25 protein-coding genes are annotated in these 23,853 nt (G+C 70.0%); 11 read left to right on the forward strand and 14 right to left on the reverse strand.

The window, feature by feature from the left end:
• The first annotated feature begins 7 nt into the window (after positions 1 to 7).
• The gene (locus AB0K08_RS07050; RefSeq protein ID WP_363352819.1) at positions 8 to 136 is read left to right on the forward strand and encodes a putative transporter small subunit; all 129 of its coding nucleotides are present in this window, start codon (positions 8 to 10) and stop codon (positions 134 to 136) included.
• Positions 137 to 316: 180 nt separating this feature from the next.
• On the opposite strand, the gene AB0K08_RS07055 is transcribed toward AB0K08_RS07050, so the two are convergent.
• The gene (locus AB0K08_RS07055; protein WP_363352820.1) at positions 317 to 817 is read right to left on the reverse strand and encodes a DUF456 domain-containing protein; all 501 of its coding nucleotides are present in this window, start codon (positions 815 to 817) and stop codon (positions 317 to 319) included.
• 64 nt (positions 818 to 881) lie between these two features.
• Here AB0K08_RS07055 and ald point away from each other — a divergent pair, with 64 nt between their 5' ends.
• Positions 882 to 2,021 carry an alanine dehydrogenase gene (ald, locus tag AB0K08_RS07060; RefSeq protein WP_363352821.1) on the forward strand — a complete coding sequence of 380 codons (1,140 nt, stop codon included), beginning with the start codon at positions 882 to 884 and terminating at the stop codon, positions 2,019 to 2,021.
• Here ald and AB0K08_RS07065 read toward each other — a convergent pair.
• Positions 1,988 to 2,605, reverse strand: coding sequence for a hypothetical protein (locus AB0K08_RS07065; protein WP_363352822.1), 618 nt, complete (start codon positions 2,603 to 2,605; stop codon positions 1,988 to 1,990). The two genes, ald and AB0K08_RS07065, sit on opposite strands and share 34 nt — an antisense overlap.
• A 62-nt stretch (positions 2,606 to 2,667) precedes the next feature.
• Here AB0K08_RS07065 and AB0K08_RS07070 point away from each other — a divergent pair, with 62 nt between their 5' ends.
• Positions 2,668 to 3,369 (forward strand): GerMN domain-containing protein, encoded by a 702-nt coding sequence (locus tag AB0K08_RS07070; protein WP_363352823.1) that lies wholly within the window; start codon positions 2,668 to 2,670, stop codon positions 3,367 to 3,369.
• On the opposite strand, the gene pdxT is transcribed toward AB0K08_RS07070, so the two are convergent.
• The 3 genes from pdxT to AB0K08_RS07085 all read right to left on the reverse strand — a co-directional run bounded on the left by pdxT (position 3,350) and on the right by AB0K08_RS07085 (position 5,917).
• Positions 3,350 to 3,994 carry a pyridoxal 5'-phosphate synthase glutaminase subunit PdxT gene (pdxT, locus tag AB0K08_RS07075; protein ID WP_363352824.1) on the reverse strand — a complete coding sequence of 215 codons (645 nt, stop codon included), beginning with the start codon at positions 3,992 to 3,994 and terminating at the stop codon, positions 3,350 to 3,352. The genes AB0K08_RS07070 and pdxT overlap by 20 nt on opposite strands.
• Positions 3,991 to 4,971 carry a pyridoxal 5'-phosphate synthase lyase subunit PdxS gene (gene pdxS / locus AB0K08_RS07080; protein ID WP_363352825.1) on the reverse strand — a complete coding sequence of 327 codons (981 nt, stop codon included), beginning with the start codon at positions 4,969 to 4,971 and terminating at the stop codon, positions 3,991 to 3,993. Before pdxS ends, pdxT begins: the two co-directional genes overlap by 4 nt.
• Before the next feature lie 100 nt (positions 4,972 to 5,071).
• The gene (locus AB0K08_RS07085; RefSeq protein WP_363352827.1) at positions 5,072 to 5,917 is read right to left on the reverse strand and encodes a CoA ester lyase; all 846 of its coding nucleotides are present in this window, start codon (positions 5,915 to 5,917) and stop codon (positions 5,072 to 5,074) included.
• Positions 5,918 to 5,975: 58 nt separating this feature from the next.
• On the opposite strand from AB0K08_RS07085, the gene AB0K08_RS07090 reads away from it, so the two are divergent.
• The 4 genes from AB0K08_RS07090 (at position 5,976) to AB0K08_RS07105 (ending at position 9,294) form a co-directional block, all read left to right on the forward strand.
• Positions 5,976 to 6,431, forward strand: a complete 456-nt coding sequence (locus AB0K08_RS07090) for a helix-turn-helix domain-containing protein (protein ID WP_363352829.1) — start codon at positions 5,976 to 5,978, stop codon at positions 6,429 to 6,431.
• A 43-nt stretch (positions 6,432 to 6,474) separates the two neighbouring features.
• Positions 6,475 to 7,200 (forward strand): hypothetical protein, encoded by a 726-nt coding sequence (locus tag AB0K08_RS07095; protein ID WP_363352830.1) that lies wholly within the window; start codon positions 6,475 to 6,477, stop codon positions 7,198 to 7,200.
• An 85-nt stretch (positions 7,201 to 7,285) separates the two neighbouring features.
• Complete coding sequence (locus tag AB0K08_RS07100) at positions 7,286 to 8,497, forward strand: PLP-dependent aminotransferase family protein (RefSeq protein ID WP_363352832.1); 1,212 nt, start codon at positions 7,286 to 7,288, stop codon at positions 8,495 to 8,497.
• A gap of 176 nt (positions 8,498 to 8,673) precedes the next feature.
• A complete protein-coding gene (locus AB0K08_RS07105) occupies positions 8,674 to 9,294 on the forward strand; it encodes a PadR family transcriptional regulator (RefSeq protein WP_363352834.1) in 621 nt (206 codons plus the stop codon).
• On the opposite strand, the gene AB0K08_RS07110 is transcribed toward AB0K08_RS07105, so the two are convergent.
• Complete coding sequence (locus AB0K08_RS07110; protein ID WP_363352836.1) at positions 9,291 to 10,685, reverse strand: aminomethyl transferase family protein; 1,395 nt, start codon at positions 10,683 to 10,685, stop codon at positions 9,291 to 9,293. The two genes, AB0K08_RS07105 and AB0K08_RS07110, sit on opposite strands and share 4 nt — an antisense overlap.
• Before the next feature lie 232 nt (positions 10,686 to 10,917).
• Here AB0K08_RS07110 and AB0K08_RS07115 point away from each other — a divergent pair, with 232 nt between their 5' ends.
• Positions 10,918 to 11,964, forward strand: coding sequence for an ABC transporter substrate-binding protein (locus AB0K08_RS07115; RefSeq protein WP_363352838.1), 1,047 nt, complete (start codon positions 10,918 to 10,920; stop codon positions 11,962 to 11,964).
• 75 nt (positions 11,965 to 12,039) lie between these two features.
• Here AB0K08_RS07115 and AB0K08_RS07120 read toward each other — a convergent pair whose 3' ends face one another.
• From AB0K08_RS07120 to AB0K08_RS07130, 3 genes are all read right to left on the reverse strand, one after another.
• Complete coding sequence (locus tag AB0K08_RS07120; protein WP_363352840.1) at positions 12,040 to 13,596, reverse strand: long-chain fatty acid--CoA ligase; 1,557 nt, start codon at positions 13,594 to 13,596, stop codon at positions 12,040 to 12,042.
• A 129-nt stretch (positions 13,597 to 13,725) separates the two neighbouring features.
• Positions 13,726 to 14,730, reverse strand: coding sequence for an ABC transporter substrate-binding protein (locus tag AB0K08_RS07125; RefSeq protein ID WP_363352842.1), 1,005 nt, complete (start codon positions 14,728 to 14,730; stop codon positions 13,726 to 13,728).
• 131 nt (positions 14,731 to 14,861) lie between these two features.
• Positions 14,862 to 15,863, reverse strand: a complete 1,002-nt coding sequence (locus tag AB0K08_RS07130) for an ABC transporter substrate-binding protein (protein WP_363352843.1) — start codon at positions 15,861 to 15,863, stop codon at positions 14,862 to 14,864.
• A gap of 166 nt (positions 15,864 to 16,029) precedes the next feature.
• Between AB0K08_RS07130 and AB0K08_RS07135 the strand changes: the two genes are divergently transcribed.
• Positions 16,030 to 16,506 (forward strand): MarR family winged helix-turn-helix transcriptional regulator, encoded by a 477-nt coding sequence (locus tag AB0K08_RS07135; protein ID WP_363352845.1) that lies wholly within the window; start codon positions 16,030 to 16,032, stop codon positions 16,504 to 16,506.
• Positions 16,507 to 16,602: 96 nt separating this feature from the next.
• Here AB0K08_RS07135 and AB0K08_RS07140 read toward each other — a convergent pair whose 3' ends face one another.
• The 5 genes from AB0K08_RS07140 to AB0K08_RS07160 all read right to left on the reverse strand — a co-directional run bounded on the left by AB0K08_RS07140 (position 16,603) and on the right by AB0K08_RS07160 (position 21,320).
• Complete coding sequence (locus AB0K08_RS07140; protein ID WP_363352847.1) at positions 16,603 to 17,616, reverse strand: ABC transporter substrate-binding protein; 1,014 nt, start codon at positions 17,614 to 17,616, stop codon at positions 16,603 to 16,605.
• Between the two features lie 62 nt (positions 17,617 to 17,678).
• Entirely contained in the window at positions 17,679 to 18,149 is a 471-nt protein-coding gene (locus tag AB0K08_RS07145) for a MaoC family dehydratase (RefSeq protein WP_363352849.1), read from the reverse strand.
• 113 nt (positions 18,150 to 18,262) lie between these two features.
• Positions 18,263 to 19,468 (reverse strand): acyl-CoA dehydrogenase family protein, encoded by a 1,206-nt coding sequence (locus AB0K08_RS07150; RefSeq protein WP_363352851.1) that lies wholly within the window; start codon positions 19,466 to 19,468, stop codon positions 18,263 to 18,265.
• Positions 19,465 to 20,313, reverse strand: coding sequence for an amidohydrolase family protein (locus tag AB0K08_RS07155; protein WP_363353109.1), 849 nt, complete (start codon positions 20,311 to 20,313; stop codon positions 19,465 to 19,467). The genes AB0K08_RS07150 and AB0K08_RS07155 overlap by 4 nt, the downstream gene beginning before the upstream one ends.
• 77 nt (positions 20,314 to 20,390) lie before the next feature.
• Positions 20,391 to 21,320 carry an SDR family NAD(P)-dependent oxidoreductase gene (locus tag AB0K08_RS07160; RefSeq protein WP_363352853.1) on the reverse strand — a complete coding sequence of 310 codons (930 nt, stop codon included), beginning with the start codon at positions 21,318 to 21,320 and terminating at the stop codon, positions 20,391 to 20,393.
• Positions 21,321 to 21,536: 216 nt separating this feature from the next.
• On the opposite strand from AB0K08_RS07160, the gene AB0K08_RS07165 reads away from it, so the two are divergent.
• Entirely contained in the window at positions 21,537 to 22,046 is a 510-nt protein-coding gene (locus AB0K08_RS07165; protein WP_363352855.1) for a MarR family transcriptional regulator, read from the forward strand.
• Between the two features lie 270 nt (positions 22,047 to 22,316).
• Positions 22,317 to 23,711 carry an MFS transporter gene (locus AB0K08_RS07170; RefSeq protein WP_363352857.1) on the forward strand — a complete coding sequence of 465 codons (1,395 nt, stop codon included), beginning with the start codon at positions 22,317 to 22,319 and terminating at the stop codon, positions 23,709 to 23,711.
• Positions 23,712 to 23,853: the final 142 nt, after the last annotated feature.

Genomic DNA, 23,853 nt, shown 5'->3' on the forward strand with positions numbered 1-23,853 from the left:
AAACACCATGACCATCGCATTGACCGTCTACGTGCTGATGTGGCCCGTGATCGTGGCCGCCGTCCTGTTCTTCATCGCCCGCGGATTCTTCCGCGACATCTCGGAGTCCAAGAAGGCGGGCCTCCCGATCATCTGACCGGCCCACCCCACGCTTTCTGGGCACGAGGCACCAGTGATCCGTGCCCTTAAAGCTGAATGACGACGGCGGCGCGTCACCTTCCCCAGGTGACGCGCCGCCGTCGTTCGCGCGGCCTTTCCCCCGGCGTTTTGAGGGCAATCCTCAGGGGTGACTGCCCTCGAAACGTGAAGGGGGGGGTCAGCGGTTGAGGAAGTGGACGAGTACCCCGATCGCGAAGGAGGAGGCGGCCAGGGCGGCGCAGCCGAACTCGACCAGGATGCCCAGCCCCATGGACTTCAGCGCCTGCCATGAGGACCGGGCGGCGGCCTTGAGGTCCCGGCGCCGCACGTACTCGGCGCAGAGCAGCCCGACGGCGAAGCCCAGGAACAGGCCGATGACCGGGATGACGAACATCCCGACGATCGCGCACACCACACCCGCGATGACGGGCCCGCTCGGGATCTTCTCCCGCCGCATCGTCCGGCCGGTCAGCACCGCCGAGGCGCTCATCCCCGCGATCGCCAGGCCGGACCCGATGATGGCCGCCGTCCAGGCCGCGGGCGAGCCGAGGATCCAGGCCCAGGCGATCAGCGTGATGACGGTGAGGATGGAACCGGGCAGGATCGGGATGATGGTGCCGAGCACGGCCACCGCCAGGAGCAGACCGGCGATGACGGTGGTGATGATCTGATAGTCCACCCGCCCAGTATGAACCCCGGGCCGCCCCCTCCCTGAAACGGTCCGGACGGGCTAGCGTCGGACCATGCTGATTGGCGTCCCCACCGAGATCAAGAACAACGAGTTCCGCGTCGGCCTCACCCCCGCCGGGGTCGCCGAACTCGTCCACCACGGGCACGAGGTCCTCGTCCAGGAGGGCGCCGGCATCGGCTCCGGCCTGTCTGACGATGAATACCGCCGGGCCGGGGCCCGGATGGCGCCCGCCCCGGAGGAGGTCTGGGGCCAGGCCGAGCTGATGCTCAAGGTGAAGGAACCGGTCGGCCCCGAGGGCCAGCTGATGCGCCGCGGGCAGGTCCTGTTCGCCTACCTGCACCTGGCGGCGGATCCGCAGCTCACCCATGCCGTCCTCGACTCGGGCACCACGGCCATCGCCTACGAGACCGTCACCCGCGGAGGCGGCCTGCCGCTGCTGGCCCCCATGAGCCAGGTCGCCGGCCGGCTGGCCCCCATGGCCGGCGCGTACCACCTGACCCAGGCCCAGGGAGGTTCCGGCATCCTGATGGGCGGGGTGCCCGGGACCCGCCGCGCCCGGGTCGCGGTGATCGGGGCCGGCGTCGCCGGGGAGGCCGCCGCCGTGGTGGCCGCCGGCATGGGCGCCGAGGTGACCGTGCTGGACATCAACCTCGATCGGCTCACCGAACTGGACCGGGTGCACCAGGGCCGGTTGGACACGCTGGCCTCCTCCACGTTGCACATCGCCGAGGCGGTGGCGGAGGCCGACCTGGTGATCGGCTCGGTGCTGGTCCCCGGTGCCGCGGCCCCCAAGCTCGTCACGGCGGAGATGGTGGCGGCCATGCGCCCGGGGTCCGTCCTCGTGGACATCGCGATCGACCAGGGCGGCTGCTTCGAGGGCTCACACCCCACCACCCACCAGGACCCGACGTTCCGGGTGGGCGAGCAGATCTACTACTGCGTGGCCAACATCCCCGGAGCCGTCCCCCAGACCTCCACCGCGGCCCTGACCAACGCCACCCTGCCGTACGTGCTGCAGATAGCGGACCACGGGTGGCGCGCGGCCCTGGCGGAGGACGACGGCCTGCTCTCCGGGTTGAACGCGCACGAGGGCGTCCTGACCCATCAGGGCGTGACCGACGCCGTGGCCGGACCGCTGGGACTGGACCCGCAGCTGGACTACCGGCCGGCGTCGGAGGTGGTGTCCGCCTGATCCCCACCATCACGGCCGCGGTAACTGTCGATCTCACCGGCGTGTCTCGACGTGTACCGCTCTCGTGATCCGGTTGATGCGGTGTGGGCGGCCCGGCGCTGGGCCCGGGAGGCCCGCAGCCGGGCGAGGCCGCCGGTGCGCCACAGGATGAGGATGACGACGCCGGCCAGCGCCAGGACCAGCGCGATCAGCGCCACGGGGCTGGCCAGGGCGGTGGTGATGACCGCCCAGACCACGGCCATGCCGACGGTGCCGTAGATGAGCCCCCAGATCAGGGTGCCCAGCAGCATGACCGGGATGAAGCGGCGCCACCGCATGCGGGTGATCCCGGCCGTGCCGATGACCGCCGTCTGGAGGCCGACCGTCAGGAAGCAGAACGGGATGGCCCAGGGACCCCACCGGTCGATGAATCGCATGGCGCGCAGGTAGACCGGGCCGGACATATACCGGCGCAGTGCGGTGTGCTCGGCACCGGCGGCGATCCCGCGGCCCAACGAGTAGGTGACGGTGGCCCGGGCGGTCCCCAGAGCCCAGAAGAACAGGATGGCCCAACCCAGCGGGAGGGAGGCGATCCAGTCCATCATGTGACCAGTCTAGGACCCGGCGCGGTGCCGTCCCGGTGCCAGTCTCGTCTAGGCTCAGGGGTATGAGTCACTCCCGCACCGCACTGCGCCCCCTCCTGACCACCGGCGCCCTGGCCGCCGTCCTGGCCCTCGGTCTGACCGCCTGCGGGCAGGGCGGAGGGGACGCCACCGAGAGCCCCTCGACCACCCCGTCCGCCACCGAGAGTGCGTCCGCCTCGCCGTCGGCCTCGGCCTCGGAATCCCCGACCGCCTCCGCCTCGCCGAGCCAGTCCGCGAGCACCTCCCCCTCGGCCAGCGCGAGCCCCTCGGCCTCGACCTCGGCGTCCGAGCCGGCCGCGGCCGCCACCGAGGCCACCGTGTACTGGGTGGGCCCCGCCGGGCAGTCCGGCGGCATCGAGTTCCCCGGCTGCGGCGAGGTGCTGATCGAGGACACCGTCCCGGTCTCCGAGGCCGGCGCGGTGGGCGATCCGGCCCTCGTGGAGGCCGGCCTCCAGGCCCTCTTCGACGAGCGGAGCTTCGATGTGGGCAGCGAGGGACTGATGAACGCGCTCTTCCAGTCCGAGTTGACGGTCCAGGACGTCACGATCGAGGGTGACACCGTCACCGTGGACCTCGCCGGGCAGCCGATGTCCGGGGGCACCTGCGCCGACCCGCAGATCATCGCTCAGCTGGAGAACACGGCCATCGCCAACGCCGGCACCTACACCGCCGAGATCCTCGTGGCCGGAGAGCCGATCCAGGAGTTCATGAGCCAGAAGGGCTGACCATCCGCTCCAGGAAGTAGCGGTGGAAGGACCAGTCCCCCGTCACCTCCGGGTGGAAGCTCGTGGCCAGCAGGTGGCCCTGCCGCACGGCCACGGGGACCTCGCCACCGGCTGTCCGGCCGGATTCCAGGCGCGACGCCGGCACGCTGGCCAGCACCTGGACCTCACCTGAGGCGCGGAGCACCGCGGGGGCGCGGATGAAGACGGCGTGCACCGGCTCCCGGCTCACCTGGGGCACGTCCAGCCACGTCTCGAAGGAATCGACCTGCGCGCCGAAGGCGTTGCGCTGCACGGTGATGTCCAGGCCGCCGAGGCTCCGCTGCCCCACAATGGGGTTGGCGATCGTCTCGGCCAGCATGATCATCCCGGCGCAGGTGCCGTAGACCGGCAGCCCGGCGTCGATCGCCTGCCGGAGGGCCGGGGCCACCCCGAGCAGCCGGGAGAGCTTGTCCATGACGGAGGACTCCCCGCCGGGCAGGACCAGCCCGGCCAGCCCCTCCAGATCGGCGGCAGACCGCACCGGCCTCACCCGCGCCCCCAGGCCGGCCAGCACGCGCTCGTGCTCGGCCACGTCCCCCTGGAGGGCGAACACCCCGACCAGCGGACCGGCGGGGCGGGCGGTCACCAGCCGCGTTCGGAGAGGCGGTGCGGAGCGGGCAGGTCGCCCACATTGATGCCGACCATCGCCTCACCCAGGCCGCGGGACGCCGAGGCGACCGCGCCGGCGTCGTTGTACTGGGCCGTGGCCCGCACGATCGCGGCCGCACGCGCCGCCGGGTTGCCGGACTTGAAGATGCCGGAGCCCACGAAGACGCCGTCGGCGCCGAGCTGCATCATCAGGGCCGCGTCCGCGGGGGTGGCCACGCCGCCGGCGGTGAACAGCACCACCGGCAACTTGCCCTCGCGGGCCACCTCGGCCACCAGCTCGTACGGGGCCTGCAGCTCCTTGGCGGCCACGTAGAGCTCGTCCTTGGACAGGGCGGAGAGCTTGGCGATCTCACCGCGGATGGTGCGGATGTGCTTGACGGCCTCGGAGACGTCTCCGGTGCCGGCCTCGCCCTTGGAGCGGATCATGGCCGCGCCCTCGGTGATCCGGCGCAGGGCCTCGCCGAGGTTGGTGGCGCCGCAGACGAAGGGGACGGTGAAGTCCCACTTGTCGATGTGGTTGATGTAGTCGGCCGGGGAGAGCACCTCGGACTCGTCGATGTAGTCCACCTTCAAGGCCTCGAGGACCTGGGCCTCCACGAAGTGCCCGATCCGGGCCTTGGCCATCACGGGGATGGAGACGGCCTCGATGATGCCGTCGATCAGGTCCGGGTCAGACATGCGGGCCACGCCGCCCTGGGCGCGGATGTCCGCGGGGACCCGCTCGAGGGCCATCACGGCCACGGCGCCGGCGTCCTCGGCGATCTTCGCCTGCTCGGCGGTGACCACGTCCATGATCACCCCGCCCTTGAGCATGTCCGCCAGGCCGCGCTTCACGCGGGCGGTGCCGGTGCGCGCGGAGCCCTGGCCGGAGTCCTCGATGGACCCGGGGGCGGCGGCGTTGGCGTCTGCGTCGGAGGTGTACGAGGCCGAGGCGGTCTCGGGGGAGTTCGTCATATGTATCGGGGCCCTTCGCGGTGTCGCTGCCCGGCGTGAAGGGGATCACGCCGGTGCTGGTGGAATCGAATTTACCCCGTCCGGGCGGGCTACCTGCGAGTCAGGCGTTCCAGAGCCCGTAGGAGTCGGCCAGGTCGGCGATCTTCTGGGCGCGGGCCAGGCGGGGCAGGTAGGAGCCGTCCCCCACGGAGGCCCCGGCCTGGTGGGCCTGCAGCATGTCCACGGCCCAGGAGACCTCGTCCTCGGAGGGGGACAGGGCCAGGTTGATGGACTCCGCCTGCCCACGGTTCAGGCACAGCCGCCCGGTCATGCCCATCGACTGGGTGATGCGTGAGGACTCGACCACGGCGGGGTTCTCGTCGGTGGCCCCGGGGGGACCGTCGATCGCGCCGGGCAGCTTGCCCACGCGGGAGGCGATCACCAGCCGCGAGCGCGCGTACGCCATGGCCGTCGGGTCATCGGAGATGCCGGTGTCCTTGCGGAAGTCGTTGGTGCCGAAGGCCAGCCGGAAGGTGCCGGGGGCCTTGGCCACGGCGGTGGCGTTGTCCAGCCCCGCCGCAGTCTCGATCAGGGCGATCACGGGCGTGCCGGCGCGCAGGCGCATGGCCGTCAACGTCACCTGTTCGGGCTCCTCGGCCAGGGCGAGCATGACCCCGCGCAGCCCCTCGGCCGTGGAGAGGGCCTCGAGGTCCTGCTGCCAGTCGTCGGTGTCGATGCCGTTGATCCTGACCCAGGCGGACATGCCGCCGTTGAGCGCCTCCAGCACGTTGGCGCGGGCCGCGTCCTTCTGCGCGGCCGGCACGGCGGCCTCCATGTCGAAGAGCACCGAGTCCGCCTCGGAGGCCAGTCCCGGGGCGAAATCCTCCGGCTTGGCCGCGTTCACCAGGAGCCAGGATCGGCTCAACTTGGCGGGCAGGGCGGCGGCACGTCGGTTACGCAGGGGCATGGCTCCCAGCCTACCCGCGCGCCGGACAACCCGCAGGCTGGCGGGTAGCCTGAGGCCCATGGCCGACGAGATCCCCGTCCTCACCCGCAGCCTGACCCTCGGCCCGCTGGACGCGGCCGAACGGGACCTCCTCGCCCGCCTCCCCGGGCTCCCCGGCGTCACCGGGCAGCAGGGTCAGGGACAGGACCACGGACAGGACCAGGGCACGACGCCGGACGCGACGGTGGTGCTGGACGGCACCACCGTGCGGCTCGGCCCGGCGGCCACCGAGGCGGTGCTCGCGCTGCTCGGCCGGCTCGCCTCGGGCGCCACCGTCACCGTCTCCGAACAGGACCGCTGGTTGAACACCTCGCAGGCGGCCCGGCTGGCGGGGGTCTCCAACACCTATCTGCGCCAGTTGGCCGACCGCGGCGAGATCCCCGTGACCTACCGCGGCACGCACCGGCGGATCCACCCCGACGACGTGACCGCCTGGGTGCGCCGCCGCGAGGAGGCCCCCGGCACCCCGACGTAAGATGGTCAGGATTCCCGCCGTCGACGTGCCCTCCAGGAGCCCCATGCCCCCGCGCCACCCCGTGGTACGCCCGTCCGGCCACCCGGCCCCGCGCCGGGCCGCCGCGGGGCTGATCGGCGCCCTGGCCGCCGTCGTGCTGGCCGGTTGTTCCATCTTCCCCGCCCCGGGCGAGGCGCCCACGGATGAGGACGGCCGCGCCCTGCCGGCGGCGGACGCCGCGGGGTATACGGAGGCGCCGCTGTACCTGGTGGCCCTGAACGGCGCGTTCCCGCCGAGCACCACGGGCCGGAATGTGGCCTGCCAGGACCTGCTGGTGCGGGTGGAGACCACCCCGGTGAAGTCCGATGACCTGGTGGGCACGGCGGTGGGGTTCCTGCTGGAGGACGAGCAGTACAGCCACGGCGATCCGGCCCTGACGAACTCGCTGGACCCCTCCGAGGACGGGCTGACCTACACCTCCCACCGGGTCGAGGGGGACACCGTGGTTCTCGAGCTGACCGGGGAGGTGGTGACGCGCAGCCAGTGCGAGTCCTTCCGGATCCGCGCGCAGCTCAACCGGACCGCCGCCGCCGCCGCCGGGGTGCCGAACGCGGAGATCCTCGTGGACGGCGTGCGGATCGAGGAGGTCCTGGGGCTGGCCGAGATGGAGCTCGGGGAGCAGATCACCACCCCGCCGGCCGACACCTCCGGCAGCGGGGACGGGCAGGGCATCTCCCCCGCCGATCCCCTGGAGGAGATCGGGGACCCGGACCAGCTCAACGGCGGCTGACCCCGCCGTTTCGTGGGTCCACCGACCACGATCCTCGCTCCGCCGCCCCTTCCTCCCCCGCCTGTGGCGTTGCTAGCATCGGCCCATGGGCGAGCCTTCAGCGTTTCTTTCACACCGCGCGCGCAGCGTGAAGCAGTCCGCCGTCCGTGACGTCTTCGACCTGGCCATGGCCCCTGGGATCGTCTCCCTGGCCGGCGGCAACCCCTGGCTGGACGACCTGCCCCTGGACCGGCTCGGGGGCATCGCGGACGAGCTCGTGGCGCGGCAGGGCCACCTCAGCCTGCAGTACGGCGCCGGCCAGGGGACCCCCGAACTGCGGGACGCCGTCTGCTCGGTGATGGCCGCGGACGGCATCAGCGGCGCAGACCCGGAGCACGTGGTCATCACACCGGGCTCGCAGGCCGCCATCGACACCGCGGCCCGCATGCTCGGCAACCCCGGGGACGTGGTGGTGGTGGAGGACCCCACGTTCGTGGGCGCGCTGAACACCTTCAACACGTGGGAGTTGGACGCCGTGACCACCCCCACGGATGACGAGGGGCTGATCCCCGCGCTGCTGCGCACCACCCTGCAGCGGCTGCGGACCGAGGGGCGGCGGGTGGCCTTCCTGTACACGATCCCGTCCTACGCCAACCCCTCCGGTGCCCTGATGCCCGCCGAGCGGCGGGAGGCGGTCGCGGCGGTCTGCCGCGACGAGGGGGTGCTGATCGTGGAGGACAACGCCTACGGGCAGCTCGGCTTCTCCGATCCGCCGGTGGCCCCGATCGCCGCGGCCCACCGGGACCAGGTGATCTACCTCGGCACCGTCTCCAAGATCTTCTCCCCCGGGGTGCGCATCGGCTGGGCGCTCGTGCCGCCGGCCCTGCTGCGCGAGTTCTACCTCTCGGCGGAGTCGGCCTTCGTGTGCCCGCCCGTGCTCAGCCAGATGCTCTCCACGGCGTTCCTCACCCGCTTCGACTGGCAGGGGCACGTGGCCCGCTGCACCGACGAGTACGCCCGCCGCTGCGACGCCCTCGTGGACGAGATGGAACAGGGACTGGACCCGCGCGTGCGCTGGACGCGGCCCGCCGGCGGCTTCTTCGTCTGGGCGCGCATGCCGGGCGAGCTGGACACCCTGCCGCTCATGCACACCGCGGCGGAGGCCGGCGTGGTCTTCGTCCCCGGCGGGGCGTTCACCCCCGGGGACGGCCCGCACCCGCACTTCCGCCTCGCCTTCTCCTTCGTTGATCCCGAGACGCTGCGCGAAGGCGTGCGGCGCCTGGCCCCGGTGCTCAACGCCGCCCTCCCGGCCTCCTGACCCCGCGCCCGGAGTGACCACGCCCCCACCGTTGTGACGTGGTGTGGTCACTTTCTGCCCGTTTCGTTGCCTATGGGCATAGTGTTTGGGCCCTGTGACGTTACAGTGGTGCGAATCACCGAAGCGGCCGGTGCCCCACCGTGTGGCCGGGGCGCCCGGCAGGAAGGATGGACCGGATGTCCCTGCGCAATGCCCTGCTGGCGCTGCTCACCGTGGAGCCCATGACCGGATATGACCTGGCCAAGCGCTTCGGCTCCTCCGTGGGCAATGTGTGGCACGCGCCGGACTCCCAGATCTACCCGGAACTGCGCCGGATGCTGCAGGACGGCCTGCTCGAATCGGAAGAGGTCGCCTGGGGCCGCAAGGGGCGCAAGATCGAGTACACCATCACCGAGCAGGGCCGGATGGCCTTCGGCGAGTGGATGGACTCCGACCTGCAGTGGACCCGGGACCGGGATCCCATGCACCTGAGGGCCGCGTATTTCGAGTACGCCACCCCAGACCGCGCCCGCGCGCAGCTGACGGCCTACCGGGAACACATCCGCCAGATCCGCGGCCAGTGGCAGCACCAGATCGACGAGGTCGAGGAAGGCACCTCGGAGACCCTGAACCGGCGCCTGCAGTCCGTCCCGTCCTCCCAGCACCGCCGCTCGACGGCGTTCAAGAAGTTCACCTACGAGGGCCTGGTGGCCCGGGCGGACGCGGAGATCTCCTGGGCCGACCGGGGCCTCGCCCTCCTCGACGAGCTGGACGAGCTGGACGAGCAGGACCGGTTGAACGCCGCGGCCGCCAACTAGCCGTCGGCGCGGTAGGTGGTCCGCGCATACTCCTGATAGGGCGCCGGCGCCACGGTGGCGCGGATCCTGACCTGCCGGTGGTCCTGGTCCACCTGCGGCTTGGCGGAGACGGGGTCCTCACCCCACACCACCTCGACCTGTTCGCCGTCCTGCAGGGCCGCGTCCACGGTGGCCAGGGACAGGTACATCTGCGGAAAAGCCACGTAGCCGGCATCCGTGGAGATCCCCACCCGCTTCCCGTCCTGCAGGACCTCGTCCATCTGGTAGAAGCCGTAGCGGGCCTTCGGGAAGTCCAGGTACTTGGCGGGAACACCCTCCTCGACCTGGGACCGCACGATCGCGGCCACGTCCTCCGGGTCCCAGATCAGGGTCACCTTGCGCCGCGTCTGGTGCTCGGCGTGCCCCTCCAGGGCTGCGCGCCCGTGGAAGTCGTGGTTGAACCTGACGGAGCGGCCGAGCCCGAGGTCGTAGGGGGTGACGTAGTAGTCCTGGATGTCCTCCGAGTACAGCGAACCGCCGATCGACCCCGCACGGGCCGCCGGCAGCCAGGCACGGTACTCGGCGAAGTCCTCACCGAAGATGGCCGGCAGCGGTGTGGGGACCCACCCGGACTCCAGCGGCGAGCTGGAGTATGCCTTGGCCCCGACCTCCCGGATTCCGTGGTCGGCACCGGCCTCCAGCAGGGCGCCGTGGACGGCTTCGTGGTCCTCCCAGGGTCCGTAGAACTCGAAGCCGGGCTGGCCTGCCATGCCGTGGCGCAGGGCCTTGACGTCCTTCCCGGCGATCCGCACGTCGGCGATGTGGAAGAACTTCACCTCCGGCACCGGGCCGCCGAAGACCTTCTCCATGACCCGGTCTGCCTCCGGCCCCTGCAGCTCGTACCGGTAGTAGGTGGGCGGGCCGGAGCGCATGGTCGAGTTCGGGTCTAGCCGCTGGTGCACGTCCTTCCCGGCGGCCTCGGCCTTCTCCACGTTGAAGCGGATCCAGTCGATCTGGATGTGGTGGCCCACCAACACCAGGCCCTCGGGGCCCTCGGCGTTGTAGAACAGGATGCCGTCACCGATCAGGTAGCCGTCCCGGTTCACGGTGATCAGCTGCTTGGCCACGCCCGGACGGAAGGTGGCGAAGGTGTTCGGGGAGAGTGACTCGAGCAGCGGGATGAGGTCGGCGCCCCCGAGGAACAGCTGGGTCATGTGGTGCGACTGGTCCATCAGCCCCACCGTGGTGCGCCAGGCGCGCTGCTCATCCCGCCAGTTCGTGAACTCGGCGGTGATGGGGAAGGTGATGGACGGCCAGTCCTGGTTGCGCAGGAACTCGACGGGGCTGCCCACACGGTCGATGGCCTGGGTCAGCGTCTCGGTGGCGCCGGCCGGGGGTTCGTGCTGTGCCATGGTGTTGCTCCTCCCGAAGGTGGCCCGCGTCCGATCCTCACGGATTCCCGAGGGCGGAGGTGCGGTGCCGGTGCCACCCAACGTAGGCAGGGAATCCGCGGGACAACAGCCCGGATCCCCTTGAGAGGGAGGATCTGCCCGAACCAAGCCCGAGCCATGGCAACGTGACACCCATCACATCACCAGGGGTGATGTGATGTCACCCCCGCACACCCACCGTCAAGGAACCACCATGAACCGGCCACGCCCGCGCACCCGCACCGTCCGCACCCCTCGCACCGCCCTCACCACACTGAGCACGCTCGCCGCCGCGGGTCTCCTCCTGACGGCGTGCTCGGCGGGCAGTCCGAGCGGCGCGGGCGCCTCGTCCCCCGCCGCCGAGGCCGCGGCCGACTCCGGGGAGCTGACCCCCGTCAGCGTCGGACTACTGCCCATCGCCACCTCGGCCGCCGTGCCACTGGGCATCGAGGAGGGCATCTTCGAGAAGCACGGGCTGGACGTGACCATCCAGTCGGGCCAGGGCGGCGCCGCCCTGCTGCCGGCGGTCTCCAGCGGCACCATGGAGTTCGCGGTCGGCAACCCCCAGTCCATCCTGCTCGCCAACAGCCAGGGCTTGGACATCAGGATCATCGCCGGCTACTCGAGGAGCTACGAGAACGTGGATGACCCCGAGGACCAGGCCCCCAGCGGCGTGGTCACCCTGGAGGACTCCGGCATCTCCTCCTGGGCGGACCTGGAGGGCCAGCGCGTCGCGGTCAACACGCTGAACACCCAGGGCCACCTGACGATCATGCAGTCCGTGGCGGCGGAGGGAGGCGACCCGGAGACCGTGGAGTTCACCGAGATCGGGTTCCCGGACCAGCTGGCCCAGCTGGAGCAGGGGAACATCGACGCCGCATGGTTCCCGGAGCCATTCCTGAACCAGGCCCGGTCCCAGGACGACATCCGGTTCATCGGCGACTCCCTGCGGGCCATCGACGACCTGTACTCCATGGTGACCTTCACCGACGGCGAGTATGCCGAGGCGAATCCGGAGGTGGTGGACGCCTTCCGCGCCGCCATCGCCGAGTCGACCGAGTTGGCCATGACGGACGAGGAAGCCTTCCGTGGGGCGATCGTGGACTACACCGGCATGGACGCCGAGGTGGTGGGCGCCCTGAACCTCGAGTACCTCTCCGCCGACCTGGACCGGTCCGTCCTGGAGGAGCTCAGCGCCACGGCCCACAAGTTCGGCTTCCTGGACTCGGAGCCGGACCTGGACCAGACGATCCTGGACTGAAGGCCGGGATGAACGACGCCGGCCGCGCACCCGAGGTGCGCGGCCGGCGTCGTGCTGTGGTGGTCTTCCCTCCGGTCAGCCGAACTGCTTGCGCAGGTCCGGCTTGCGGATCTTGCCGGAGGCGGTGCGCGGCATGTCCTCGGTGAACACCACGGACTTGGGGATCTTGTAGCGCGCCAGCTTGCCGTCGAGGTGCTCCAGGACCTGCGCCTCGGTCAGTTCGTGCCCCTCCCGGACCACGATCACGGCCCGGGGCACCTCGCCCCACTTCTCGCTCGGCACGCCGATCACGGCCACGGCCGCCACCGCGTCGAGCTGGGAGATCTCCTGCTCCACCTGGGCGGGGTAGATGTTCTCCCCGCCGGAGATGATCATGTCCTTGAGGCGGTCGGAGATGAACACGAACCCCTCCTCGTCCCGGTAGCCCATGTCCCCGGTCTTCAGCCAGGTGCCGTCCTCGGCCTCGACGAAGGAGTCGGCGGTGGCGTCCTCGCGGTTCCAGTAGGCCTTGATGACGTTGGGCCCCTGAACCTGGATCTCACCCACGTCCCCGGGGGCACAGACCGCACCCAGGGGGTCCACGATCCGCACGAAGGTGTGGAACTGCTGCAGCCCGGAGGAGCCCTGCTTGGACCGTGAGTAGCGCGCGGGCAGGGTGGTGGCGCCCGGGGACGTCTCGGTCATGCCGTAGCCGTTGGTGAAGGACAGGCCCTTCTTCTCATAGGCCTCCAGCACGCGCAGCGGCACCGCGGATCCGCCGCAGGTGAGCTGGCGCAGCGAGGAGATGTCCGCGGACTCCCAGTTCGGGTGCTCGGCCAGCAGCTGGAACGTGGTCGGCACGCCGGAGAGGAAGGTGGCCCGGTGCTTCTCCACGAGCTCCAGCACGCGGCCGGGCTCGAAGCGCGGCTCCAGCACCAGGGTGCCGCCCTTGAGCAGGGTCGGCAGCGCCCCCATGCCCAGGGAGGCCACGTGGAACATCGGCGCGATCATCAGTGACACCGCATCGGACATGATGTCCATGTCCGTGATGACGTTGAAGGCGTTCCACGTCAGGTTGCCGTGGGTGAGCATGGCCCCCTTGGGCTTGCCCGTGGTGCCGGAGGTGTAGAGGATGATCGCCAGGTCATCGAGGCCGACGGCCACGTCCGCGCGCACGGGTTCGCCGCTGGACAGCAGCTGCTCGTAGTCGACCGGCTCGAGGTCGCCGTCCTGCCGCTCGGCCGGCACCGGCGTGCCGTCCTGCACCAGGGCGAGGAGCCCGACGTCGGTCCCGCGGCTTCCCGAGAGAGCCAGCGGTTCCATGGTGGCCGAGGCGATGAGCACGGTGGACCCGGAGTCCGTCAGGGCGAAGGCGATCTCCGGCGGGGCCAGGCGCGTGTTGAGGGGCACGAAGACGGCCCCGAGGGAGCCGACGGCGAAGAGCGCCTCGAGGAACGAGGGGTAGTTCTCGCCCAGGTAGGCCACCCGGTCACCCTGCTGCACGCCGCGGCGTGCCAGGGCGTCGGCCAGCCGGTCGATGCGGACGGCCCAGTCGTCGTACGTCAGCTCGCCGGCGGCACTGATGACGGCGATGTTCCCCGCGGACTTGATGCGGCGGCGGTGGATCCAGTCCCCGATTCCACGGTTGATCATGGGTGCTTACTCCTCGCGGCGTCTGATGCTGTTGGGTTGTGTGGCGGACCACACCTCACCCCATTGTGCGCCATTCCGTTGACTAACTCAATCATTGTCGAGGGCATGCGTGAAATGGGGTGGCGCGGACTACTGGCCGGCGCCGTCCACCATCAGGTCGCTGGTGGCCGGGACCTCCTCGATCAGGCCCATCTCCTGCAGGATCTCGGCCATCCGCTCGAGGGAGGCCACGTTGTGCAGCTGCGGGAAGGCCGGCATGGTCAGCTCGTCCACCGTCTCGGCATCGATGGAGGTGTAGCCGGACAGGACGGCCTTCGCCTCGTCCGGGTGGTCCGTGGCGTACTGCTGGGACTGCTTCATGGCGGTGGTGAACGCGTCCACGAGCTCCGGCTCCTGCTGGATCATCTGGTCCGTGGTGAAGTAGCCGGAGACCGAGAGGTCCTTCACGGGCTCGGCGAAGAACCCGTAGACGTTCCGGGCCCCGCCCTGCTCGGCCATCGTCACGAAGGGCTCCACGGCGGTGATGGCGTCCACGTTGCCGGCCTCGAGCTGGCCGACCATGTCCGGGAAGCCGACCTCCACGAAGTCGACGTCCGCCACGGTGCCGCCGGCCTGCTGCACGCCCTCGTACGCCGTGGCGTGGTTGATGTTGTTCAGCGTGTTCACGGCCACCCGCTTCCCCTCCAGGTCGGCCATGGACTGGATCTCGGAGTCCCCCGGGACCATGACGGCGGCCGCGTCATCCTGGCCGTCGCCGGTGGACTGCGGGCCGGTGGCCACGATCTTCAGCGGCAGCCCCGCGTCCCGGCCGATGATGATGGAGGCGACGTTGGAGAAGCCGAAGTCCATCTGACCGGACTGGACGGCCGGCACGATCGCGGCACCGCCCTGGGCCAGGGTGAGGGTGACGTCCAGACCGTGCTCCTCGAAGATGCCCTCCTGGACGCCGAGGTAGATGGAGGCCACGTCCACGATGGGGATGACGCCCACCTCGATGGGGGTCAGCTCGCCGGAGGCGGTGGCGTCCGCGGCCGGTTCAGACTCGCCACCGCCGGAGGGGGATCCCGAGCCGCAGGCGGTCAGGGCGAGCAGGGCGGCCGCGGTGACGGCCAGGGTGCGCAGGGTTCTGGACATGGCGGGTGACTCCTCGAAGACGGTGGTGACAACAAGTGTGCGAGCTGAAGAGGGGGGCGTACAGCGCAGCGTGGCCGGACTCCTCAGGGGAGTCCGGCCACGCCGTGCGCCACACAGGGGATGCGCTGGTGCTACTGGACGATCAGGTCCTCGGTCGGCGGGATCTCGTCGATCAGCCCGGTCTCGAGGGAGAGCTCGGCGATCCGCTCCAGCGAGGCGATGTCATGGTCCTGCGGGAAGCGCGGCATGGTCAGCTGCTCGATCACGTCCGGCTCCAGCGAGGTGTACTCCGGCAGCACCGCCTTGGCCTCCTCCGGGTGGTCCGTGGCGTACTGCTGGGACTCCTTCATGGCGGCGGTGAACGCCTCCACGAGCTCCGGATCCTGCTCGATCATCTGATCGGTGGTGAAGTAGGCGGCGATGGACAGGTCCGGCACCGGCTCGGCGTACTGGCCGTACACGCGCTTCGCCCCGCCCGCCTCGGAGAGCGTCACGAAGGGCTCCACGGCGCCGATGGCGTCCACGTTGCCGGCCTCCAGCTGGGCCACCATGTCCGGGAAGGCCATCTCCACGTACTCGATGGACTCGGGGTCGCCGCCCTCCTGCTTCATGCCCTCGGAGATCACGGAGTCGTTGATGTTGTTCAGGGTGTTGACGGCGATCCGCTTGCCCTCCAGGTCGGCCAGCGACGTGGCGTCGGAGTCCTCCGGGACCATCACGTGCGCGAAGTCATCCTCCGCCTCACCCGTGGTCTGCGGTCCGGTGGCCACGATCTTCAGCGGCAGGCCGGCGTCGCGCCCGATGATCAGGGAGGTGACGTTGGAGAAGCCGAACTCCATCTGACCGGACTGGACGGCCGGCACGATCGCGGCGCCACCCTGGGCGAGGGTCAGCGTGACGTCCAGGCCGTGGGCCTCGAAGATGCCCTCCTGGACGCCGAGGTAGATCGGGGCGACGTCGACGATCGGGATGACCCCGACCTCGATCGGGGTCAGCTCGCCGCCGGCCGCGGCGGACTCGGAGCCGGCAGGGGCCTCGGAGGTGCCCTCCCCGGTGGGCGAGCCTGAACCGCAGGCGGTCAGGGCCAGCAGGGCGGCTGCCCCCACGGCGGCAACGCGAAGATTCCTCATCATGATGGTGCTCCTGGACATGAAGTGCGAGAGGCGTCCAACCGGGGGTGGCTGGGCCTGTAAGGTGAATCACAGCTTATCAGCGGCTAACCGCCGGACCAGCATTTTGCATGATTTTGTCAATAATATTGTTTTGCAGCCGTGGGTCGGCGCGTCAGGAGGCTCTGCGGTGAGCGAGAACGATTCCCCCAACCACGCCGGGTGGGCACCACCCCACATCTTCCGCAGTCTCGCCATCCGCCGCCTCCTGAGCCGGCACGGGAACCTGTGGAGCGAACACGTCTCCGCGGAGCACACCAGCATCCAGTTCGGCCTGCTGCTGTGCCTGGCCCGCTCGGAGGCCGGCCTGAGCCAGACGGAGATCGCCGCCGAGCTCGCGGTGGACAAGGCCTCCCTGACCGAGCTCGTGGGCCGCATGGCCTCGCGCGGTCTCGTCGCAGTCAACCGGGACGCCAGGGACGGCCGCCGCCGGGTGGCCACCCTGACGGAGCCCGGCCGCGAGCTGCTCAGCACCCTGCACGGGCCGGCTCTGGACGTGAACCGCCGCCTCTTCGCCCCGCTGCCGGAGGCCGAGGCGGATCAGCTCATGGGGCTGCTGGAACGCGTGCTGGCCCATGCCCCCGCCCCCGACGACGGCCACACCTGACCGCCCCCCGAACGCCACGATGCCCCGGGCCTGCTGGCCCGGGGCATCGCTTCAGCTGTTCAGGTGTTCAGCTGCCGGAGAGCTGGAGCGACAAGGTCACTCGCCGCCCTCCCAGAAGAGGCCCTCCATGTCCGGCTCGCTGTCGATGAAGCCGTACTTCACCATCAACTGGCCGGCCGCCTCGATCTGCTCCTTGCGGATCTCACCGGACAGCTCCTCCATCCGCAGGTCCATGGCCACCTCTTCCGGCAGGCTGATGAACTCCGGCAGCAGGGCGCGAGCCCCGTCCCCGTCCGCGTCCGCGGCGGCCAGGGACTCCGTCATGGCGTCCGTGAACCGCTGCGTGAGGTCGGGATTCTCCTCGGTGAAGGCCCCGGAGGTGAAGGTCACCATCGTGGGCATGCCGGCCACCGAATCCTGGAAGGAGTACCCCACCAGCTCGTTGTTCTCATCGGCGAGGGAGCTGCTGAGGAACGGCTCCGGCACCCAGATGGCGTCCGTGTTGCCGCGCTCGAGCTGAGCCGGCATGTCCTGGAAGGGCATCTCGGAGAACTTGACGGCCTCCGGATCCCCGCCGGCCTTGGACACCGCCTCCATGATCGTCAGGTCACCCTGGGTCTGCAGCGCGTTGACCGAGACGGTCTTGCCGGCCAGGCCCTCCCAGCCGTCGATCCCGCTGGCCTTGGTTGTCACCACGCCAGCGATGTCATCACCCTCGGCCAGGGAGTTGGAGTAACCGGCCACGATCTTCATGTCGAGACCGCGGGCGTTGGCGTTCATCACGGAGTTGGGGTTGCCCACGCCGAAGTGGATCTGCTGGTTCGCCACGGCGGGCAGCATGGCGGCCCCGGCGTTCGAGGTGGACAGCTCCACCTCGATGCCGTGCTCCTCGAAGATGCCGTTCTCCATGCCGTACACCACGCCCACGGACGGGGCGATGGGCAGCACTCCGACCGTCACCTGGTCCAGCTCACCGCCGGCGTCGGCGGAGGAATCCGCGGCCGGCGACGCGGCGTCACCGTCATCCGACGGCGATCCGGAACCGCAGCCGGTGAGGGCCAGGCCCGTCACGGCGACGACACCCAAGAGCGATGCGAGCTTCTTGTTCATGTTTTCTCCTTGGATCATGCCCGGCGGGGGTGCCGGGCATCGGGAGCCTGGAGGCGGGTGCCTCAGGCGTAGAAGCGGGACAGGAAGGTGGCCACGACCGCCGGGCGGTCCGCGCCCTCGATCTCGATGGTGGCGTCGGTGACCAGGTGCAGGCCATTGCCCTTGACCTCGGAGACCTCCCGGACGACCACGTTCATGCGGATCCGGGAGCCCACCTTCACCGGTGAGGTGAAGCGGACCTTGTCCAGGCCGTAGTTGACCTTGGTCTTCACGCCGGTCACGTCGAACAGCTCGGACCACATCGGGATGAGCAGGGACAGGGTCAGGAAGCCGTGGGCGATCGGGGCGCCGAAGGGGCCCTCCTTGGCACGCTCGGGGTCCACGTGGATCCACTGCTGGTCATCCGTGGCGTCGGCGAAGGTGTTGATCTGCTCCTGGGTGATCTCGCGCCACTCCGAGTGGCCCAGATCGGTGCCGGCAAGGTTCTTGACGTCCTCGAACGGGACGACGGTGCGTGCGGTGGTCTCAGTCATGGTGTTCTCCTCTAGCTGTGTTCTACATCACAATAGTTTGAAAATGCAATGGTCATGGCTCATTGGTGATGAAGTCGTGACCCTTCGGGGTCCCCGCCTGGCGCGGGCGTCGCTCAGACGAAGGCGCCGACCCCGGTGACGGCCCGGCCCACGATCAGCGCGTTGATCTCGTGGGTGCCCTCGTAGGAGTAGATCGCCTCGGCGTCGGCATGGAACCGGGCCACGTCCGTGTCCAGGGTGATGCCGTTGCCGCCGCAGACCTCCCGGGCCAGCGCCACGGTCTCGCGCAGCATGAGCGAGGTCTGCATCTTGGCCAGGGCCGAGTTCTCGTCCTTGTACACCCCGGCCGCCTGCTGTTCGGTCAGCTGCACCACCATCCCGAGGGAGGCGGTGAGGTTGCCGAGCATGCGGGCGAGCTTCTCCTGGATCAGTTGGAACCCGGCCAGCGGGCGGCCGAACTGCTCTCGGCTGCCCACGTACCGCAGCGCTGCCTCGTAGGCCCCGGCCTGAGCGCCGGTGGCCATCCAGGACACGTCCGAGCGCATGGTCCGCAGGCACCGGGCCACGTCCTTGAACGAGTTGATGCCCTGCAGCCGCGCCGATTCGGGCACCCGCACGTCCCGGTACTCGATGTGGGCGTTCTGCATGATGCGCAGCGAGGCCTTGTTCGGGATGATCTCCATGGACACGCCCTCGGCCTCGCGCGGCACCAGGAAGCACTTGACCTGGCCGTCGGCGGTGTCCCGGGCGAAGGTGGCCATCACGTCGGAGACGGAGGCTCCCCCGATCCAGCGCTTGGCCCCGTTGATGGTCCACTGCCCCGTGGCCGCGTCCCGGGTGGCCGAGGTCGCCAGTCCACCGGCCACGTCCGAGCCGTGGTCCGGCTCGGTCAGGGCGAAGACGCCGGTCAGCTCGTAGGACCGGATCCTCGCGTCCAACTCCTCGGCCTGCTCCGGGGAGCCGCCGAGCGTGCAGACGGTGCGGAACAGCCCGGCCTGGGCATTGTAGAGGGTACCGACGTTGAGGTCACAGCGGGCCAGCTCGAAGTTGCGGAACCCGGTGAGGATCTCCCGCACCGGCTCCCCCGCCGCACGCAGCGCCGGCGGATCCATCAGCTCCAGACCGCGGACGGCCTGCAGCAGCTCCTCCGGCAGCTCGGCCCGGTCCCACGCCTGGTTCAGGTGCGGGTAGACCGTGTCCTGCAGATCCTCCCGCAGCCCCGCGAGCACCCGGCGCTCCGCCTCCGTCAGCCGCTCGGCGAAGCCGAAGAGGTCGGAGGGGATCACCTGCCCGACGGCGGCCGGGCGGGCGGTGCTCATGCCGCCCCACCGCCCCCCAGCCCGAGCAGGCGCACCGCGTTGTCCTTGAGGATCCCGGGGCGCACCTCGTCCTTGAGCGGCAGCTCGGCGAAGGCCTTCATCCACTTCTCCGCGGTGATCAGCGGGAAGTCGGTGCCGAACAGGACCTTGCGGGCCAGCACGTTGTTGGACTGGCGCACCAGCGACTCCGGGAAGTACTTCGGCGACCAGCCCGAGAGGTCGATGTACACGTTCGCCTTGTGGGTGGCGATCGAGTTGGCCTCGTCCTGCCACGGCACCGAGGGGTGGGCCATGATGATCGGCAGGTTCGGGTGGTCCGCGGCCACCTCGTCCAGCAGCAGCGGGTTCGAGTACTTCAGCTTGATGCCGCGGCCGCCGGGCATCCCGGCGCCCATCCCGTTCTGGCCGGTGTGGAAGATACACGGCAGCCCGATCCGCTCCAGTTCCTCCCACAGGGGGCGGAACTGCTCGTCCGTGGGGTCGAAGCCCTGGACCGAGGGGTGGAACTTGAAGCCGCGCACGCCCAGCTCCTCGGCCTGGCGGCGGGCCTCGGTGATGGCCTCGGCGCCCTTGCGGGGGTCCACGGAACCGAACGGGATCAGCACGTCGTTGTTCCGGGCGCACCCGGCCACGAGGTCGTCGATCGAGTTCGGCTCGCGCCCCATCTGGGTGCTGGCGTCCACGGTGAAGACCACCGCGGCCATCCGCTGCTCCCGGTAGATCTCCGCGATCCGCTCGATCGAGGGGGTCCGCTCCTCGGACTTGAAGTACTTGGAGGAGGCCTCCATGATGTCGTCCGGCATGGCCACGTGGCCGTGGTCGTCCACCTCGAGGTGGACGTGCATGTCCACCGCGGTGATGGCCTCCACGTCCACGGCGCACTCGTAGCGCACGGCGCTCCCGCCGTTCCCGTTGCCGCCGCTCACTTGGCGTTCTCGGGCTGCAGCTCGGCCGGCAGCTCGGGCATCTTCTCGCCCACGGACTGCAGGTTGGCCTCGAGCAGGGCCTTGCCCTCGGCGAGCATGGTCGCGTAGTCCCAGCCGCCGTCGTGGAACTCGGTGGCCACGGCCTCCGGGTGGGACCAGACCTGCAGGCGGTCCCCGCCTACGCCGATGGCCTGGCCGGTGACACCGGCGGCCTCATCCGAGGACAGGAAGGCGATGAGGCCGGCCACGTCCTGGGCCGGGCCGAAGCCGAGCTCCTTGCGGAAGAACTCCGGCATGGCCTCGCCACGCTCGTCGGCCTCAACGGCCGCCTGGAAGAACGGGATGGTCTTGGTCATGGCGGTGGCCGCCACGGGGATGACCGCGTTGACGGAGACGCCGGCCTTCTTCATCTCCATGGCCCAGGTGCGGACCATGCCCACGATCCCGGCCTTGGCGGCGGCGTAGTTGGTCTGGCCGAAGTTGCCGCGCTGGCCGGTCGGCGAGCCGATGGTGACGATGCGGCCGGCCACCCCGTTCTCCTTGAAGTAGGCGTAAGCGGAGCGGACGCAGGTGAAGGTGCCCTTGAGGTGCACGTTGATGACCAGGTCGAAGTCCTCGTCCGTCATCTTCAGCAGGGACTTGTCCCGCAGGATGCCGGCGTTGGTGACGAGGATGTCCAGCCCGCCGAAGGTGTCCACGGCGGTCTTGACCAGCAGGTCGGCGGTCTCGGAGGAGCCGACCGGGGCCACCACGGCAGCGGCCTGGCCACCGGCCTCAGTGATGGACGCCACGGCCGAGTCGGCGGACTCCTGGCTCACATCGTTGATGATGACGGCAGCGCCCTGACGGGCGAGCTCCTGCGCGTAGGCGAGGCCGAGGCCTGCCCCGGAACCGGTGACGATGGCGACTTTTCCATTGAGGGACATGGGGACTCCTTGCGTAGCGGTGGCTCTGGTCCGTCGGAGCAGAGCGGGGACGAATCGGTGGGCACAGCACCTCTCGGTGCTCCTGTAGACCATGACAACCCATACCGTTGAGAAAGTCAATGATGTAGATTCTCCCCAGAACGTCGCTCCGCGGAATCACCCAGGGCGGCTATACTTGAACAAATCAACTAAGTGACGAACGGTTGCGAGAAACGCATGTCCTCCCCCACTGAGCAGGCCACCCCCGTGCAGGACCACTCCGAGCCGGCCGCCGCCGCAGACAGCCCCACCGAGGGCACCGGTCGCTTCCTCGACTCCGACCTGACCCACCAGGTCCACTTCCTCACCTCCCGGGCCCGCGGGCGCGGCATCAGCCATGCCAACGGCCAGCTGGAGGGGCTCGACCTGAAGGTCCGCCAATTCTCGGTGCTCTCCCTGGCCGCCAGCGGGATGAACCCCTCACAGCGCGAGCTGGGCGAGTTCCTCTCCCTGGACCCGAGCCAGATCGTCGCCCTCGTGGACCACCTCGAGCAGCGCGGAGCCGTCCGCCGCGAGACCGACCCGCGGGACCGGCGCTCCAAGATCATCGTCGCCACCGAGGCCGGCCAGCAGCTCCACGGCCAGGCCCTGAAGATCCTCGAGGACTCCGAGGACCACACCCTCTCCACCCTCTCCCCGCGCGAGCGCAAGCAGCTGCGCTCACTCCTGCTCAAGATCGCGTTCTAGCCCCCTCCCAGCCATCTTCACGACGGCGGCTGCGCACCCCGGGTGCGCGGCCGCCGTCGTGCTGTGCCCCCTTTCGTTTTGAGGGCAATCCTCACGGTGGGATCGCCCTCAAAACGAAAGGGGGGATGCCCCGGAGGGCCGCGAATAGCCGTGAGTTGATCAATGGTTGACTTTTTCAACGGAAAAGTGTTTCATATACGTAGCGTGCTTCAGGTCACAACTCTGTGGCCCGCCGGAAGCGACCTTCCCCGTCCCTGACTGGAGAACACCATGTCCCTTGACACCGCCTCGGCCCAGCCCCCGGCCGCAACCCAGGCCACCGCGCCGGACCTGGCGAGCCTGGACCCCGCCACCAAGCGCCGCGAGTCCCGCCGGGTCATCCTCTCGAGCTACCTCGGCTCGACCATCGAGTTCTACGACTTCCTGCTCTACGCCTCGGCCTCCGCCCTGGTCTTCCCCACCGTGTTCTTCACCGGCCTGGACCCGCTGGCGGGAGCGATCGCCTCCTACGGCACCTTCGCGGCGGGCTACCTCGCGCGACCCCTCGGCGGCGCGGTCTTCGGCCACTTCGGGGACCGGCTGGGCCGCAAGAAGATGCTGGTGCTCTCCATGCTCATCATGGGCGTGGCCTCCACCCTGATCGGCCTGGTGCCGGGCGCCGCCACCATCGGCAGCTGGGGTGCGGTCATCCTCATCTTCCTGCGCGTGTGCCAGGGCATCGCCGTCGGTGGCGAGTGGGGCGGGGCGGCCCTGATGGCGCTGGAACACTCGGAGGACGGCAAGCGTGGATTCGCGGCCTCCTTCACGAACGCGGGCGCACCGACCGGCGCGGCCCTGGGCACGTTCATCCTGGGGACCTTTGCCGCCATCCTGCCGCAGGAGGAATTCCTGTCCTGGGGATGGCGCGTCCCGTTCCTGCTGTCCTTCGCGTTGCTGATCGTCGGCATGGTCATCCGCGCCAAGATCAACGAGTCCCCGATCTTCGAGGCCGCACTCGCCCAGGAGGAGGCCAAGAAGGCCGCCGGCGAGACCACCCGGAAGAAGGTGCCGATCTGGGAGGTGCTGCGCCGTCCGAAGGCACTGTTGCTGACCATGTTCGCCGGCGCGTCCGGCTTCGGCCTGCAGGTGTTGCTGGCCACCTTCGCGGTGCAGTACTCCACCGAGGCCGGCTCCGCCCGCTCCTCGGTGCTCTACGCCTTCGCCCTGGCCTCGATCTTCTCCATCTTCTTCGTGGTCTGGTTCGGACACCTCTCCGACCGCTTCGGCCGCCGCCCGGTCATGATCGCCGGCCTCGTGCTGTTCGCCGGCTTCCTGTTCCCGCTGTTCGGGATGCTGACCTCCACCAACTGGTTCGTGCTGCTGCTGGCCTTCACGGTCGCGCTGGGTCTGCACGGGATGATCTACGGCCCGTTGGCCGCCTTCATCGCCGAGCAGTTCGGCACCGGCTCGCGGTACACCGGCGCCTCCCTGGGCTACCAGCTGGCCACCCTGCTCGGCGCCGGCTTCACCCCGACCATCCTGGCCACGCTCTACGCCGGCCCCGGCGGCGGCACCTCGATCGTGCCGGTGGCCGTGTTCCTGGGCGGGATGGCCGTGGTGTCCATCGTCGCCCTCGTGCTGACCCGCGAGTCCAAGGACCACGACCTGGCCACCCACGAGCACTGAGCGCCGGGTCCGAAGAACACGACGAGCACCCCCAGTACGACGACGGCCGGTCACCTCCCGCGGGAGGTGACCGGCCGGGGCGGATGGGCGCCCCCGATGTGCGGGGGGGGGGCCGCGCCGCGGGCCGGGTGAGGAAACCGGG

This window comes from Citricoccus sp. NPDC055426, assembly GCF_040677445.1.
Lineage (GTDB): Bacteria > Actinomycetota > Actinomycetes > Actinomycetales > Micrococcaceae > Citricoccus.

Excerpts from the sequence above, each read along its gene's own strand:
- AB0K08_RS07050 (WP_363352819.1), top strand. The coding sequence starts at position 8 with ATGACCATCGCATTGACCGTCTACGTGCTGATGTGGCCCGTGATCGTG.
- ald (WP_363352821.1), top strand. The coding sequence starts at position 882 with ATGCTGATTGGCGTCCCCACCGAGATCAAGAACAACGAGTTCCGCGTC.
- AB0K08_RS07065 (WP_363352822.1), bottom strand. The coding sequence starts at position 2,605 with ATGATGGACTGGATCGCCTCCCTCCCGCTGGGTTGGGCCATCCTGTTC.
- AB0K08_RS07070 (WP_363352823.1), top strand. The coding sequence starts at position 2,668 with ATGAGTCACTCCCGCACCGCACTGCGCCCCCTCCTGACCACCGGCGCC.
- pdxS (WP_363352825.1), bottom strand. The coding sequence starts at position 4,971 with ATGACGAACTCCCCCGAGACCGCCTCGGCCTCGTACACCTCCGACGCA.
- AB0K08_RS07085 (WP_363352827.1), bottom strand. The coding sequence starts at position 5,917 with ATGCCCCTGCGTAACCGACGTGCCGCCGCCCTGCCCGCCAAGTTGAGC.
- AB0K08_RS07090 (WP_363352829.1), top strand. The coding sequence starts at position 5,976 with ATGGCCGACGAGATCCCCGTCCTCACCCGCAGCCTGACCCTCGGCCCG.
- AB0K08_RS07095 (WP_363352830.1), top strand. The coding sequence starts at position 6,475 with ATGCCCCCGCGCCACCCCGTGGTACGCCCGTCCGGCCACCCGGCCCCG.
- AB0K08_RS07100 (WP_363352832.1), top strand. The coding sequence starts at position 7,286 with ATGGGCGAGCCTTCAGCGTTTCTTTCACACCGCGCGCGCAGCGTGAAG.
- AB0K08_RS07105 (WP_363352834.1), top strand. The coding sequence starts at position 8,674 with ATGTCCCTGCGCAATGCCCTGCTGGCGCTGCTCACCGTGGAGCCCATG.
- AB0K08_RS07110 (WP_363352836.1), bottom strand. The coding sequence starts at position 10,685 with ATGGCACAGCACGAACCCCCGGCCGGCGCCACCGAGACGCTGACCCAG.
- AB0K08_RS07115 (WP_363352838.1), top strand. The coding sequence starts at position 10,918 with ATGAACCGGCCACGCCCGCGCACCCGCACCGTCCGCACCCCTCGCACC.
- AB0K08_RS07120 (WP_363352840.1), bottom strand. The coding sequence starts at position 13,596 with ATGATCAACCGTGGAATCGGGGACTGGATCCACCGCCGCCGCATCAAG.
- AB0K08_RS07125 (WP_363352842.1), bottom strand. The coding sequence starts at position 14,730 with ATGTCCAGAACCCTGCGCACCCTGGCCGTCACCGCGGCCGCCCTGCTC.
- AB0K08_RS07130 (WP_363352843.1), bottom strand. The coding sequence starts at position 15,863 with ATGATGAGGAATCTTCGCGTTGCCGCCGTGGGGGCAGCCGCCCTGCTG.
- AB0K08_RS07140 (WP_363352847.1), bottom strand. The coding sequence starts at position 17,616 with ATGAACAAGAAGCTCGCATCGCTCTTGGGTGTCGTCGCCGTGACGGGC.
- AB0K08_RS07145 (WP_363352849.1), bottom strand. The coding sequence starts at position 18,149 with ATGACTGAGACCACCGCACGCACCGTCGTCCCGTTCGAGGACGTCAAG.
- AB0K08_RS07150 (WP_363352851.1), bottom strand. The coding sequence starts at position 19,468 with ATGAGCACCGCCCGCCCGGCCGCCGTCGGGCAGGTGATCCCCTCCGAC.
- AB0K08_RS07155 (WP_363353109.1), bottom strand. The coding sequence starts at position 20,313 with ATGCACGTCCACCTCGAGGTGGACGACCACGGCCACGTGGCCATGCCG.
- AB0K08_RS07160 (WP_363352853.1), bottom strand. The coding sequence starts at position 21,320 with ATGTCCCTCAATGGAAAAGTCGCCATCGTCACCGGTTCCGGGGCAGGC.
- AB0K08_RS07165 (WP_363352855.1), top strand. The coding sequence starts at position 21,537 with ATGTCCTCCCCCACTGAGCAGGCCACCCCCGTGCAGGACCACTCCGAG.
- AB0K08_RS07170 (WP_363352857.1), top strand. The coding sequence starts at position 22,317 with ATGTCCCTTGACACCGCCTCGGCCCAGCCCCCGGCCGCAACCCAGGCC.